This window comes from Pantoea sp. S18 (assembly GCF_045689705.1).
In the GTDB taxonomy this organism is placed as follows: Bacteria; Pseudomonadota; Gammaproteobacteria; order Enterobacterales; family Enterobacteriaceae; genus Pantoea; species Pantoea symbiotica.
The window spans coordinates 3,219,148-3,232,427 of sequence record NZ_CP142688.1; the positions used below are offsets into that span (position 1 = coordinate 3,219,148).

12 protein-coding genes are annotated in these 13,280 nt (G+C 56.9%); 7 read left to right on the forward strand and 5 right to left on the reverse strand.

The genetic code is table 11. From position 1 onward, the window contains the following. Positions 1-12: 12 nt before the first annotated feature. A complete protein-coding gene (gene mgtA / locus VIJ98_RS14880) occupies positions 13-2,736 on the reverse strand; it encodes a magnesium-translocating P-type ATPase (RefSeq protein ID WP_008101586.1) in 2,724 nt (907 codons plus the stop codon). A gap of 737 nt (positions 2,737-3,473) precedes the next feature. Here mgtA and VIJ98_RS14885 point away from each other — a divergent pair. From VIJ98_RS14885 to speG, 6 genes are read left to right on the forward strand one after another with little or no spacing between them, the layout of a single operon-like run. Next, the gene (locus VIJ98_RS14885; RefSeq protein ID WP_008101588.1) at positions 3,474-5,042 is read left to right on the forward strand and encodes an ABC transporter substrate-binding protein; all 1,569 of its coding nucleotides are present in this window, start codon (positions 3,474-3,476) and stop codon (positions 5,040-5,042) included. Continuing rightward, the gene (locus VIJ98_RS14890; RefSeq protein ID WP_008101590.1) at positions 5,042-6,094 is read left to right on the forward strand and encodes an ABC transporter permease; all 1,053 of its coding nucleotides are present in this window, start codon (positions 5,042-5,044) and stop codon (positions 6,092-6,094) included. Before VIJ98_RS14885 ends, VIJ98_RS14890 begins: the two co-directional genes overlap by 1 nt. Beyond that, positions 6,091-6,948, forward strand: coding sequence for an ABC transporter permease (locus tag VIJ98_RS14895; protein WP_008101592.1), 858 nt, complete (start codon positions 6,091-6,093; stop codon positions 6,946-6,948). Before VIJ98_RS14890 ends, VIJ98_RS14895 begins: the two co-directional genes overlap by 4 nt. Then, positions 6,938-7,771 (forward strand): ABC transporter ATP-binding protein, encoded by an 834-nt coding sequence (locus VIJ98_RS14900; protein ID WP_154155579.1) that lies wholly within the window; start codon positions 6,938-6,940, stop codon positions 7,769-7,771. The genes VIJ98_RS14895 and VIJ98_RS14900 overlap by 11 nt, the downstream gene beginning before the upstream one ends. Continuing rightward, positions 7,764-8,456 carry an ABC transporter ATP-binding protein gene (locus VIJ98_RS14905; protein ID WP_061718040.1) on the forward strand — a complete coding sequence of 231 codons (693 nt, stop codon included), beginning with the start codon at positions 7,764-7,766 and terminating at the stop codon, positions 8,454-8,456. Before VIJ98_RS14900 ends, VIJ98_RS14905 begins: the two co-directional genes overlap by 8 nt. After that, positions 8,453-8,998, forward strand: coding sequence for a spermidine N1-acetyltransferase (speG, locus tag VIJ98_RS14910; protein ID WP_008101618.1), 546 nt, complete (start codon positions 8,453-8,455; stop codon positions 8,996-8,998). Before VIJ98_RS14905 ends, speG begins: the two co-directional genes overlap by 4 nt. Before the next feature lie 456 nt (positions 8,999-9,454). Here the strand turns inward: speG and VIJ98_RS14915 are convergent, their stop codons facing one another. The 4 genes from VIJ98_RS14915 to VIJ98_RS14930 form a co-directional block, all read right to left on the reverse strand. Further along, positions 9,455-9,874 (reverse strand): hypothetical protein, encoded by a 420-nt coding sequence (locus tag VIJ98_RS14915; protein WP_008101619.1) that lies wholly within the window; start codon positions 9,872-9,874, stop codon positions 9,455-9,457. An 84-nt stretch (positions 9,875-9,958) separates the two neighbouring features. Beyond that, complete coding sequence (mmuM, locus tag VIJ98_RS14920; RefSeq protein WP_154155577.1) at positions 9,959-10,894, reverse strand: homocysteine S-methyltransferase; 936 nt, start codon at positions 10,892-10,894, stop codon at positions 9,959-9,961. Then, positions 10,884-12,299, reverse strand: a complete 1,416-nt coding sequence (gene mmuP / locus VIJ98_RS14925; RefSeq protein WP_323275849.1) for an S-methylmethionine permease — start codon at positions 12,297-12,299, stop codon at positions 10,884-10,886. Before mmuP ends, mmuM begins: the two co-directional genes overlap by 11 nt. 132 nt (positions 12,300-12,431) lie before the next feature. Continuing rightward, complete coding sequence (locus tag VIJ98_RS14930) at positions 12,432-12,770, reverse strand: DUF2002 family protein (protein ID WP_154155573.1); 339 nt, start codon at positions 12,768-12,770, stop codon at positions 12,432-12,434. A gap of 150 nt (positions 12,771-12,920) precedes the next feature. On the opposite strand from VIJ98_RS14930, the gene VIJ98_RS14935 reads away from it, so the two are divergent. Further along, on the forward strand, positions 12,921-13,241 hold the full coding sequence (locus VIJ98_RS14935; protein ID WP_064739626.1) for a DUF883 family protein: 321 nt from the start codon (positions 12,921-12,923) through the stop codon (positions 13,239-13,241). Positions 13,242-13,280 lie beyond the last annotated feature (39 nt).

A 13,280-nucleotide genomic window follows, 5' to 3' on the forward strand; every position in this document is an offset into this window, starting at 1 on the left:
GCCTCCATGTGTTTAAAACCACTGACCAAAGCGCTTGATGTAGAGCATTTTCATGCCCTGCGCGACCACGCAATAACCGAGCAGCGTCGCCACCAGCCATGGGAAGTAAGACCACGGCAGCGGCACCAATCCCACCATCGCACCCAGCGGTGAGAACGGCAGCAGAATGCCGGCGATCATCACACACGCAGTGGTCAACAACACCGGCAGCGCTGCACGGCTCTGGATAAACGGAATCTTTTGCGTGCGCAGCATGTGCACCACCAGCGTCTGCGACAGCAGGCCTTCAATAAACCAGCCGGACTGGAACAGTGACTGCATTTCTGGCGTATTCGCCGCGAACACGTACCACATCAGTGCGAAGGTGGTGATATCGAAAATCGACGACGTTGGCCCAATCCACAGCATAAAGCGTTTGATATTACGCGCGTCCCATTTACGCGGTTTGCGCAGGAACTCGCGGTCCATTTTGTCCCATGGCAGCGCCAACTGGGACAGATCGTACATCAGGTTCTGAATAAGCAGATGTATCGCCAGCATCGGCAGGAACGGAATAAAGGCGCTCGCCACCAACACCGAGAACACGTTGCCGAAGTTAGAGCTGGCGGTCATGTTCAAGTACTTGATGATGTTGCCGAAGGTTTCGCGTCCCTTCATTACGCCCTCTTCCAACACCATCAAATCTTTTTCCAGCAGGATGATATCGGAGGACTCTTTGGCGATATCCGCCGCGCTATCAACGGAAATCCCGACATCGGCATCACGCAGTGCCGGCGCATCATTAATCCCGTCGCCGAGGAAGCCAACGGTGTGGGCTTGCTGCTGCAGCGCGCGCAGGATGCGTGATTTCTGCAGCGGCGTGAGTTTAGCGAATACTGAACTCTGCGCGGCGGCTTCTGCCAACTGCTCGTCACTCATCAGGGCAATCTGGTCGCCGGTGATGATGGCGCCGCTATCGATGCCAACCTGCTGGCAAATGCGGGCGGTGACCACCGGATTATCGCCGGTCAGCACTTTGACGCTGACGCCATTGTCGCGCAGCGCGCTGATGGCTTTGGCGGCGCTCTCTTTCGGTGGATCGAGGAAAGTCAGCAGCCCTTCAACCGTTAAGCCTTGCTCATCCGCCACGCTCAGCGGCTGCTGTAAACCCGGCTCCGCCAGCACGCGGCTCGCCACCAGCAGCACGCGGAAACCCTGCTCATTATATTGATGTGCCAACGCCAGCAACTCTGCGCGACGCGTTTCGTTCAGCGGCTGCACCAGTTTGCCTTCACGCTCGGCAGTCGCGATGCTCAGCATCTCTTCCACCGCGCCTTTGCAGATCAGCATTTGTTGATTGAGACGACGATCGCGCACCACCACCGAGACGCGACGGCGAATGAAATCAAACGGCAGTTCATCCACTTTGATATAAGTATCGCCTACCGCCTCGCTGACGCGGTTTTTGCCGTACTGCAAAATGGCGCGATCCATCAGATTCAGCGTACCGCTTTGATAGTGGCTGTTGAGCCAGCTCAGCATCAGCACGCGTGAGTTCTCCACGCCAGCACAATCCAGATGATGCTCCAGAATGATGTTGTCCTGCGTCAGCGTGCCGGTTTTGTCGGTGCAGAGAATATCCATCGCGCCGAGGTTTTGAATCGCATTCAGACGCTTGACGATCACTTTACGCCGCGACATGGCGATGGCACCTTTCGCCAGATTCGAGCTGACGATCATCGGCAACATTTCAGGCGTTAAACCTACTGCCACCGCCAGCGCAAACAGTGACGCGTCAAGCCAGTCACCTTTGGTTAGGCCATTAATCAGCAGCACTATCGGCACCATCACCAGCATGAAGCGGATCAGCAGCCAGCTCACGCTGTTTACACCACGGTCAAAGGCGGTTTGTGAGCGGTTACCCACAATCGATTTCGCCAGGCTGCCGAAGTAGGTTTCACTGCCGGTTGCCACCACTACCGCTTTCGCGCTGCCGCTGGACACGTTGGTGCCCATCAGGCAAACGCTACCCAGTTCCAGTAGCGATGTGCCTTGTTCGCTGGCCCCGCTGCTTTTGCTGGTGACGTGACCGGTGACATCATATTTTTCAACCGGTAACGATTCGCCGGTCAAAATCGCCTGGCTGATAAACAGATCGCGTGAATCCAGTAGACGCACATCGGCTGGCACCAAATCTCCCGCCGACAGATAGATGATGTCACCCGGCACCAGCGTGGCGATATCCACTTCCTGTTTGAGCGGCGCTTGCTGCGCTGACTCACGACGCAGCACCGTTGCGGTGGTGCGCACCATTGATTTCAGTGCCTGCGCCGCTTTATTGGTGCGGAACTCCTGCCAGAAGCGCAGCAAACCGCTGAGCGTTACCATCGTCACAATGATGATGACACCGGTCAGGTCGGTCTCCTCGCCGTTGCGCAGCGGCAGCCAGAAATCAGTGAAAAAGCTCACCAACGCCAGCGCCATCAGGACATAGATAAACGGATTGTTGAACGCCTGTAGCAACTGCAATAACGCCGGTGGCGCTTTGTCGTGCTCAACCTGATTGCGGCCATACACGCCTAAACGTGCCTCGGCTTCACGTTCACTCAGGCCAAGCGCATCGCTGCGTAGACGCACCAGCGTTTCATCGGCAGTGAAACCGGCTTCATCTTCAATCAGGTAACGAGGTGTTTTTTGACGCGGCTGGCGCGTGGTATTCCAGGCCTTTTTTTCCTGGTTGAGTTTCATGTCAGTCATAGTGACATTCCTCTTTATTACGGCAATAAAAATCCCTGCGTGCGTGGCACACAAATTAAATTAACGGCAATGCGTTTTTTAAATTAAAAATAACCTGTCGGGAATTTCCATATCACCTCCCGGAAATTAAAGACGAAAAGAGTCGCTCGAAAAATAACGAGTAATAAATAAAGACGAAGGTAAACACCACGCAATCGAACAGCGAAAAGCTGTCTAATGCGCAGCGCAAATCAGCACGCTGGGGTTCAGCGCGCGTATCGAGGCGGAGGGAAAAGTGTGTTAAAAATCATGTGCATGATGATATTCCCACGGGCTTTGGCCCGTTACAGTGTCGTTTTAAGGGAACAATCATCAGAAAAGGGAGGATTGCTGCCCGCCATGGTGGCAAGCAGCGACAAAAAAGTTCGCGCGTCAGCTTGCCTTGTGATGCCAACTAAAAGGGTGACTGTCCAACTGAACTCTCCTGCTTTGAAATTGCGGCCATTATATTCCCGGAAGGAAAGAAGTAAAGTTAATTATTGGTTAATCACAGATCATTTATATTTCGTTGCAGTTGAGTTGATATAAGAATTATTGGTCGCCATGAATGGCGACCCTACGAAGGCCACACAGCTTTAATCCTTATAACTGAACCACCCGACTTAGATCATTAATGCATATGCATAGCCTGAAATTGACTATTCTTCACTGCTGCGCTCTCGTAAACTCGCGTTACTTTTTTTAGGCAAGGAAACAACATGAAAAAAATTATTCCATCACTGCTGGCGTTATCGCTGGTAGCCGCCTTCTCTGTTCAGGCAGCGACGCCGAAAGATACGCTGGTTATTGCCCAGTCCACCGACGATGCCGATAGCTTCGATCCCGCGCAGGGCTTTGAGCTCACAACAGTGCAAGCATTCACTAACATTTATCAGCGCCTGGTTCAGTCCGATCCGACCAATCCAACCGACTTGAAGCCCACGCTGGCTACCTCCTGGCAAGCGGGCAGCGATAATCGCAGCCTGACGTTTGAACTGCGCAAAGGCGCTCAGTTCGCCAGCGGCAATCCGTTGCGTCCGGAAGATGTGATCTTCTCGCTGGGTCGCGTGGTGAAACTCAACCTCGATCCCTCCTTTATTCTTACCCAGCTCGGCTGGAATAAAGATAACGTTGATACCTTCCTGAAGAAGGTTGATGACAACCACGTACAGATCAGCTGGAGCGCCAACGTCAGCCCGGCGTATGTACTCAGCCTGCTCTCCGCGCCAGTCTCTTCGATTGTTGATGAGAAAACCGCGCAGGCCAACGCGAAGAACGGTGACTTCGGCCACGCGTGGCTCGGCACCCACTCTGCCGGTAGCGGCCCGTATCAGATTCGTAAAGTGGTGCTGCATGAAGCGATTCTGCTGAGCGCCAACCCAACCTCTCCGGCGGGCGCACCGAAGCTGAAAAACATCCTGATCAAAAACGTTCCGGAACCGGCTGCGCGTCGTCTGCTGCTGGAACAGGGCGATGTGGATATCGCGCGTAACCTCGGCGCGGATCAGATTGCCTCGCTGAAAGGCAAAGCGGGCGTGAAGACCGAAGCGATTCCGATGGCGTCGCTCTATTACATCCAGTTCAACATTGGTGAAAATCCGGTGCTGAAGAACCCGGCGCTGTGGGAAGCGGCTCGTTACCTGTTCGACTATAAAGGTATCGCAAACGACCTGCTGAAAGGCCAGTTCGACGTGCATCAGACCTTCCTGCCGAAAGGTTTCCTCGGCGCAATCAACGACACCCCTTACACTTACGATCCTGAGAAAGCCAAAGCGATTCTGAAGAAAGCCGGTCTGACCAACGTCAGCTTCAAGCTCTCCACCAGCAATCAGCCACCTTACCTCGACATCGCGCAGGCACTGCAGGGCAGCTTTGCTAAAGGCGGCGTGAAGGTTGAAGTGCAGCCTGGCCTGAGCTCTGAAGTCTCTACCCGCGTGAAGGCGCACAAATACGAAGCCACCCTCAACGCCTGGGGCGCAGACTATTTCGATCCTAATACCAACGCCGCGTCCTTCGCTTACAACCCGGAAGATGGCAGCAAAACCGTGGCTTACCGTTCTGACTGGCATATCCCAGAGCTGAACAAGCAAACGCTGGCCGCCACCGCCGAGAGCGATAACAACAAGCGCGTCGAACTTTATCAGGCGATGCAGCGTGAAGTGCTGAAGAACTCGCCGTACGTGATTGGTTTGCAGGCGAAAAACCTGATTGCGCTGCGCGACAATCTGCAAGGCTATGTGCAGGGCATCAACCCGGACATGGTCTATTACTCGCAGGTTTCTAAGTAATGGCAGTGTCAGCTTCACAGGCCGGGTTCGCCCGGCCACTCTGGCAACGTTTTAGCCACATCGTCACCAGCCTGCTTTCGCTGCTGGTGACGTTGGTCGGTTTGTTAGCGTTCACTTTTATGCTGTCGCACCTGTCGCCTGTCGATCCGGTGCAACAGATCGCCGGCGATCACGCCAGTGAAGCCACCTACGCGCAGGTGCGCCACGATCTCGGCCTCGATCAGCCGGTGCTGGTGCAGTTCTGGCGCTATATCAGCCATCTGGCGCGCGGCGATCTCGGCTTATCGCACCTGACCAATCAACCGGTCAGCGCCGACCTGATGCGCACCTTCCCCGCCACCATTGAGCTGGCGACCTGCGCGATGATTTTTGCTGCAGTGTTCGGCATTGCCCTGGCGCTGCTGGCGGCGTGGAAACCGGGCAGCATTATCGATAACGTGGCGCGCTTTGTGTCGCTGCTTGGCTACTCGGTGCCGGTGTTCTGGCTCGGCCTGCTGGGTTTGCTGCTGTTTTACGCCGTGCTGCACTGGTCTGCCGGACCGGGCCAGCTCGATGACATCTGGATCTACACGCTGGAGCCGAAAACCGGCTTTGTGCTGATTGATAGCTGGATGTCCGGCGATCCCGAGATGTTCCGCAATGCGATTGCCCATTTGTGGCTGCCGGTAGTGATTCTCGGCCTGCTGGCGATGGCGGGCATTACGCGCCTGCTGCGCGCGGCGCTGCTGGAAGAGAGCAGTAAAGAGTATGTGGTGCTGGCGCGCGCCAAAGGTGCCAGCCGTGGCCGCATTTTGCTGCGGCATATTTTCCCCAACGTGCTGGGCACGCTGATTACCGTTATCGCCCTCTCCTACGCCACGCTGCTGGAAGGTTCGGTATTGACCGAAACGGTATTTGCCTGGCCGGGCGTCGGTCGCTACATGACCAACGCGCTGTTTTCCTCTGATGTACCGGCGATTCTCGGCTCGACCTTGCTGATTGGCAGCTGCTTTATTCTGCTCAACGCGCTGGCCGATGCCCTGACCTGGTTAACCGATCCGAGAACCCGATGACTCAACAACTCTCTGAACTGGAAACGCTGCGTCCGCGCCGCCGACGCGCGCGCGTGACCTCACTCACCATCGGCCTGACGCTGGTGCTGATTGTGGTGGCGATGGCGCTGTTCGCGCCGTTGCTGGCGCCCTTTGATCCCAATGCGCAGATCATCTCCCAGCGTTTACAAGCGCCGTCGGCGCTGCACTGGTTCGGCACCGATGGCTTTGGCCGCGATCTGCTTTCACGCGTGATTTATGGTGCGCGCCCAACGCTGCTGCTGGTGTCACTGATTCTGGTGCTGACCATTCCGGTTGGCCTGCTGGTCGGCATCACCGCCGGTTACGTTGGCGGCTGGACCGAGCGCGTGTTGATGCGCATTACCGATATCTTTCTTTCGCTGCCGAATCTGGTGATTGCGCTGGCGCTGGTCGCCATGCTCGGCCCCGGCTTGATGAATGGCGCATTGGCGCTGGCGCTTACCAGCTGGCCGCCGTTTGCCCGTCAGGCGCGGGCGGAAACGCTGGCGCTGCGCCGCAGTGATTACCTCGCCGCCGCGCGCATGCAGGGCATCACCGGATTGCGCCTGATGTTTGGTCATATTCTGCCGCTGTGTATGCCAACGGCGGTGGTACGCGCCGCGCTGAGCCTCGGCGGAATCATTCTTTCAGCCGCTGGCCTCGGCTTCCTCGGCATGGGCGTGCAACCGCCTACCGCTGAATGGGGTTCGATGGTGGCAGAAGGCAGTAAAGTGATCTTCGACCAATGGTGGGTTGCCGCCGCACCCGGCGGTGCGATTCTGTTCGCCAGCCTGGCGTTTAACCTGACAGGCGATGGCCTGCGTGACCGACTGGATACTCGTCATGCCAAATAATCTGTTAATTGATGTACAAGGCCTGACGATTCGCAGCGATGATGCGCTGCTGGTCGATAACATCGGCTTTCAAATTGGCCGCGAGCGCGTGGCTCTGGTGGGTGAATCCGGTTCCGGTAAATCACTCACCGCGCGCACGCTGATGGGCTTGCTGTCGCCTTCACTACACTTGCAGGCCGAGCGTTTGCAGATTGTTGGCACCGATGCGCTGAGCCTGCGCGAACGCGACTGGATCCAGCTGCGCGGTAGCAAAGTGGCGATGGTAATGCAGGATCCGAAATATGCACTCAATCCCACGCGCACTATTGGCTGGCAGGTGGAAGAACCGCTGGTGCTGCACCACAAACTGAGCCGCGCCGAGCGCAAAGAGAAAGTGTGCGAGATGCTGGATGCGGTTGGCTTGCCCGATCCGCGTCAGCTGATGAAGCGCTATCCGCATCAACTCTCTGGCGGCATGGGACAACGCGTGATGCTGGCGATCGCCCTGATCACCGATCCTGAATTGCTGATTGCCGATGAACCGACATCAGCGCTCGATCACGCAATGCGCGATCAGGTGCTGGCGCTGATTCGTCGTCTGGTTGAGCAGCGCAATATGGGTTTGCTGCTGATCAGCCACGATCTGCAGCAGGTTTCCGAACACTGCGAGCGCGTGATGGTGATGTATCAGGGCCGCGTGCTGGATACCTTGCCGGCGTCCGAGCTCTCCAACGCCAGCCATCCTTACACCAGCACGTTGTGGGCTTGTCGTCCGAGTAAAGCCACGCACGGCGAGCGCTTGCCGGTGCTGGATCGTGCAGCGCTGGAGAAGAATTATGATTGAGTTATCGAACCTCAGTGTTTCGCACAAGCAAGGTTACGAGTTACGCACCGTGGTGCACGATGTGTCGCTGCAGGTCGCGGCCGGTGAGTGTTTTGGTCTGGTTGGCCCGTCCGGCTGCGGCAAGTCGTCGCTGCTGTGGGTGCTGGCGGGATTGAATCCGCACTGGAGCGGCAGCATGTCGCTAGCGGGCACCGCCGTGCAGCCCGGCAAAGCCTTTACCGGCCAACTGCGTCGCGATGTGCAGATGGTGTTCCAGGATCCCTACGCTTCACTGCATCCGCGCCATCGCCTGCGTCGCACGCTGGCGGAACCGCTGAAAATGCTCAAGCGTGATAATATCGATGACCGCATTAATGCCGGGTTCCGCCATGTCGGGCTGGATCCGGCGCTGGCGGATCGCTATCCGCATCAGCTTTCGGGCGGTCAGCGTCAGCGCGTGGCGATTGTGCGCGCCTTGCTGCTGGAACCGAAGATCCTGCTGCTGGATGAGCCGACCTCGGCGCTGGACATGTCGGTGCAGGCCGAGATCCTCAACCTGCTCAACGATCTGAAGCAGAAAGATGGATTAACCATGGTGCTGGTCAGCCACGATCCGGATGTGATCGATCACATGTGCGATCGCGCGGCGCGCATGGCGCAGGGCCGCATCGTGGAACAACATTCAACAACAAGGAATACCGTATGACGGTTAAGTTACGTCCGCTGGAGCGGGAAGATTTACGCTTTGTGCATCAATTAGATAACAACGCCAGCGTGATGCGTTATTGGTTTGAGGAGCCGTACGAAGCCTTCGTCGAGCTTTCTGACCTGTATGACAAACACATCCACGACCAAACTGAGCGTCGCTTTGTGGTGGAGCATGATGGGCACAAAGCCGGTTTGGTGGAGTTGGTCGAGATTAATCACGTACATCGCCGCGCTGAGTTTCAGATCATTATCGATCCTTCACATCAGGGCAAAGGCTTAGCCACGAAAGCGGCAAAGTTAGCGATGGATTACGGCTTTTCGGTGCTGAATCTCTACAAACTCTATCTGATTGTTGATGAAGAGAACAAGAAGGCGGTGCATATCTACACCAAGCTGGGTTTTGAGGTGGAAGGCGTACTGAAGCACGAATTTTTCATCAACGGCGAATACCGCAACACCATCCGCATGTGCATTTTCCAGCAGCAGCATCTGGCGCAGCATAAAAGCGCCAATGCGATGGTCAAGCCCACCGCGCAGTAATCGTTGGGTCGCCATGAATGGCGTAATGCCGCTCGGTTGAGCGCTAAGCGACTTTCGTTCGCCTTGAGCTGAGGCAGTTACAGCACTTTGGTGCGGCGACCGAGCAGAGGACGCCTGGCCGCGCCCTCTGCACTCCCGGGCCTTGCGCCAGCCCAATCCGCCGCTGCGCGGTACCTTCACTCATTCACGATTCCTGACGGACCGGTGTCGATTCGCTCCTGCTCAGCGCCACCTCTCGCCGCATCCATGCGGCTCGCCCTGGAATCCCTCACTCGTTCAGCGGGTTAGGATGTCGCCTCAACACCCGCGCTGCAGCAACAGTGCATTTTCCTGACTCACAATCGCTAAACCCCGTAGGGTCGCCATTCATGGCGACCTGGTGCGCCTAAATGCGCTAATAACAGACGTTGGTGTTGGGTGGCATCTTCAGCGCATAGCGCAGAGTAACAGCCATGATTAACCGCGCGCGCCGACGACGTTCAGCTTCGGCTGCGGATGTTCAGGTTTGAGATCGTACATGCCGCCATAGAAGGGATCGACCAGCAGCCAGCCGGGGAAGCCCAACAGCGGAATATTGCCCAGCAAATACCACAGATTAGCATTGGCCTCGATCGGCAAGGTTAGCGGCACGTAGCCCGGACTCTCCAGCATCACCTGATAGTGCTTCTTACCAAAATAATTCCCGGTCGATTTCGCCAGCTCAACGGTTTGCGGCGTATAACCCTGTGCCACCGCGCGGCCGGTCTCATCCTGCACGGTGAAACGCGCGCCCTGCGGCAAGGAGTCGATTTTTACCGGTTGCGTTTCAGTGCCGACAATAGTGGCGCAGCCGCTCAGCAGCAGCGCACAGGCAGGAAAAAGAGGTCGCAGGTTCATAGCAGGTCCGCTTTAGCATCAGATAGGACAGTGTAAACTGCCCTTCTATGCTTAATCGCGCTATCACTGATGATTTTCTGCGCTTTATTGCGGTTGACAACAAGCAGCAATCGCCGCGATATCCTGCGGCGTGGTGCGGCAGCAGCCGCCAATCAGACGTGCGCCCGCCTGCTGCCATTCGGCGAACTTGTCGTGTAGCGTGCAACCCGATGGCGCCGAGTGCCAGGTTTTGCTGCTGGCGTCGTACTGCTCGCCGGAGTTCGGATAGACCAGCAGCGGTTTGTCACACAGCGCCTGTAAGCTGCGCAGAGCGGGCGTCACGCTCTCCAGCGCCACGCAGTTGATGCCAATCGCCACCACTTGCGGTGCCGCATTTACCAGCTCCGCCACTTTGCTCAGCGGCGTACCGTCGCTGATGTGTTCGGCATCGCGCAGGGTAAAGGAGAACCATGCGCTGCTGGCAGGGAATTCGGCCAGTAAACTCACCAGCGCCTGCGCTTCAGCGAAGGACGGCAGCGTTTCGCAGGCCAGCAGATCGACGCCCGCTTCTAGCAACGCCTTCACGCGCGGACGGTGGAACGCTTTCATCTCCTCTTCCGGCAGCGCGTAATCACCACGATACTCCGCGCCATTGGCCAAAAACGCGCCATATGGCCCGACGGATCCGGCCACCAGCAATGGCGCGGTGCTGCCCGAGGATGCGCGATAGTCGTCTCGCGCGCGCTGTGCCAGCTGTACGCTCTGGGTGATCAGTGCCAGCGCCTGCGCTTCATCTAATCCGCGCGCAGCAAAACCCTGCGGCGTGGCCTGATAGCTGGCGGTGATCGCCACATGCGCGCCAGCGGCAAAGTAATCGTGATGCACCTGATAAATCAGCTCAGGATTTTCCATCAGCACTTTGGCCGACCACAGCGCATCGGCCAGATTGCAGCCGCGCGCTTCCAGCTCGGTCGCCAGCGCACCATCGAGAATCAGCGTGTCAGTTTGGGTTAGTGCCTGCGCGATGAGATTACGCGACATCGTTGGCCTCCTCAGCCTTAAGGGATGACTTGCGTCGTTGCGTGACATGGTATGCGGCATAGCAGAACAGCACAAACGGAATGCCGCACCACAACGCAATGCGCTGCGACGGATCGAACGCCAATCCGACGCACGCCAGCAGGCAAAGCAGGAAACCCAGAATCGGTGTCATCGGATAGAGCGGCGCGCGATACGCCAGCTGTTGCAAGCTGCCGCCCGCCTGCAGATGGCGGCGGCGGAACACATAGTGCGAGGCGCAGATGCTGAGCCACACCGCCACCACAGCAAAACCGGAAATCGCCGACAGCGCCACAAACACCGTGTCCGGCGCAATCACGCTGGAGAACAGTGCCAGCAGGCCGCCGATCATGCTAACGGTCAGCGCCAGCACCGGAATGCCGCGGCGATTGACGCGCGCAAAACAGCGCGGCAGCGTCTTCTCATTGGCCAGCGACCACAACATGCGGCCAGAAGCGTACAGGCCGGAGTTGGCGGCGGAGAGGATGGCGGTAAGGATCACGAAGTTGAAGATATCCGCCGCATACGGGATGCCGATCTTTTCAAACACCAGCACAAACGGGCTTTTGACGATCCCGGCTTGATCCATCGGGATCAGCGCCGCCAGCACGAATACCGTACCGATAAAGAAGATGATCAACCGTGCAACGGTGGTGCGGATCGCCAGTGGCAGCGCTTTTTGCGGCTGCTCGGTTTCACCGGCGGCGATACCAATCAATTCCGTGCCCGAGAAAGCGAAGTTGACCGCCACCATGGTCATCAGAATCGGCAGCGTGCCGTGTGGTAGCCAGCCGGAAGCGGTGAGATTGTGCAATCCCGGCGCGGCGCTGCCATCTTTCATCGGGATAAAACCAAAGATCGCGCCTGCGCCGAGAATGATAAAGGCGATGATGGTGATCACTTTGATGATGGAGAACCAGAATTCACCTTCGGCAAAGAAGCGCGTTGAGACGATATTCAGCAGATAGATAGCGATGCAGAACACCAGACACCACATCCATACCGGCACGCTCGGGAACCAATACTGCATGCAGAATCCGGCGGCGGTAAGGCTCGACCCCAGCGCCACCGTCCAGGTGAGCCAGTAAAGCCAGGCGACGGTATAGCCGGTGGCCGGGCTGAGATAGCGTGCGGCATAGACGTGGAACGCGCCGGTTTCCGGCATCGCCACGGCCAATTCGCCGAGACATACCATCACCAGCCACACCACCAGCGCACCAATCAGATAGGCCAGCAACGTACCGGCTGCGCCGGTGGTGGAGATGATGTAGCCGGTATTGAAGAACAGTCCGGTTCCGATCACACCGCCAAGCGACAGCATCACCAGATGCCGTACTTTCATGGTGCGCTTAAAATTTTCCTGCGGAGGCGTATCCTGAGTTTGCATCATATTTATCCGTATGGACGTCTGAACATCTATATGGACACAGGGTTATACGCGTCAGCGTGCGGATTTGCAACGGGGCAGAAGGTAAGGATTAAGTGAGGATTTGCGGCCCCGCGTTGACGGGGCGCAAGATCAGGCGCCGAATACGCCTTGCAGATAACGCTCAAGCGCAACGCGCGAGCTGAAGCCGTGCGGAATACCGTAATGCTCCTGCGAATCGCCCATTAAATAGAGTGGGAATTGCGTGTAGTGATCGCAGGTTTTCATCTCTGAGGCCGGTTCAGCAAAGCTCTGGCTTTTCTCTTTCAGCGTCGGGTGAATGATTAAGGCGGTCCGTCCCATACGCGCTTCGCGATTGACGTACACATAGTTATCTCCGCGACGATAACCGTAAATTTTTGGCGTTTGGGTATCCATTTCGAAGCCCACTTTCTCAAGTACGCGCGCTACCTCATCTGGTCGTAAATACATGCTTGCTCCTCTCTTCTCACAGCCCCGCAACCTTACAGCAGCAGGATGGCATGGGCATTCGGAATTTTCCCTAAAGCCTGGCACATCCCTGCGTTTAATCACGCTTCGTCTACACTGAGTATTACGTTTTAAATCAAAGGGAGCTAAAAAATGTTTAATCGAAGCGCAAAAAACGATGACATTGATATTAATCAGGATGTAAACGAACTGGCCGATTCGCTAGAGGCGTTACTTAAATCTTATGGCAGTGAAGCTAAAGATGAGGTTGATAGTGCACGCAGCCAGGCGCAGGCGCTGCTGAAGCAGACGCGTGCCAAACTGAGCGGCGGACAGAGTCGCGTATCGCAAGCGGCGCGTGACGCCGGTACTCAGGTTGATGCGTATGTACACGACAAGCCGTGGCACGGCGTCGGCGTGGGTGCGGCAATCGGTTTAGTGCTAGGCGCGCTGCTGGTGTCTTCACGCCGATAAGCCTGAAAGCAGACTCAATAAGCCTCGCTGATGCGGGGC

Bases quoted from the DNA above. Each gene is read 5' to 3' on its own strand.
- VIJ98_RS14890 (WP_008101590.1), top strand. From the start codon at position 5,042: ATGGCAGTGTCAGCTTCACAGGCCGGGTTCGCCCGGCCACTCTGGCAA.
- mmuP (WP_323275849.1), bottom strand. From the start codon at position 12,299: ATGCAAACTCAGGATACGCCTCCGCAGGAAAATTTTAAGCGCACCATG.
- mgtA (WP_008101586.1), bottom strand. From the start codon at position 2,736: ATGACTGACATGAAACTCAACCAGGAAAAAAAGGCCTGGAATACCACG.
- VIJ98_RS14895 (WP_008101592.1), top strand. From the start codon at position 6,091: ATGACTCAACAACTCTCTGAACTGGAAACGCTGCGTCCGCGCCGCCGA.
- VIJ98_RS14930 (WP_154155573.1), bottom strand. From the start codon at position 12,770: ATGTATTTACGACCAGATGAGGTAGCGCGCGTACTTGAGAAAGTGGGC.
- VIJ98_RS14900 (WP_154155579.1), top strand. From the start codon at position 6,938: ATGCCAAATAATCTGTTAATTGATGTACAAGGCCTGACGATTCGCAGC.
- speG (WP_008101618.1), top strand. From the start codon at position 8,453: ATGACGGTTAAGTTACGTCCGCTGGAGCGGGAAGATTTACGCTTTGTG.
- VIJ98_RS14915 (WP_008101619.1), bottom strand. From the start codon at position 9,874: ATGAACCTGCGACCTCTTTTTCCTGCCTGTGCGCTGCTGCTGAGCGGC.
- VIJ98_RS14905 (WP_061718040.1), top strand. From the start codon at position 7,764: ATGATTGAGTTATCGAACCTCAGTGTTTCGCACAAGCAAGGTTACGAG.
- mmuM (WP_154155577.1), bottom strand. From the start codon at position 10,894: ATGTCGCGTAATCTCATCGCGCAGGCACTAACCCAAACTGACACGCTG.
- VIJ98_RS14885 (WP_008101588.1), top strand. From the start codon at position 3,474: ATGAAAAAAATTATTCCATCACTGCTGGCGTTATCGCTGGTAGCCGCC.
- VIJ98_RS14935 (WP_064739626.1), top strand. From the start codon at position 12,921: ATGTTTAATCGAAGCGCAAAAAACGATGACATTGATATTAATCAGGAT.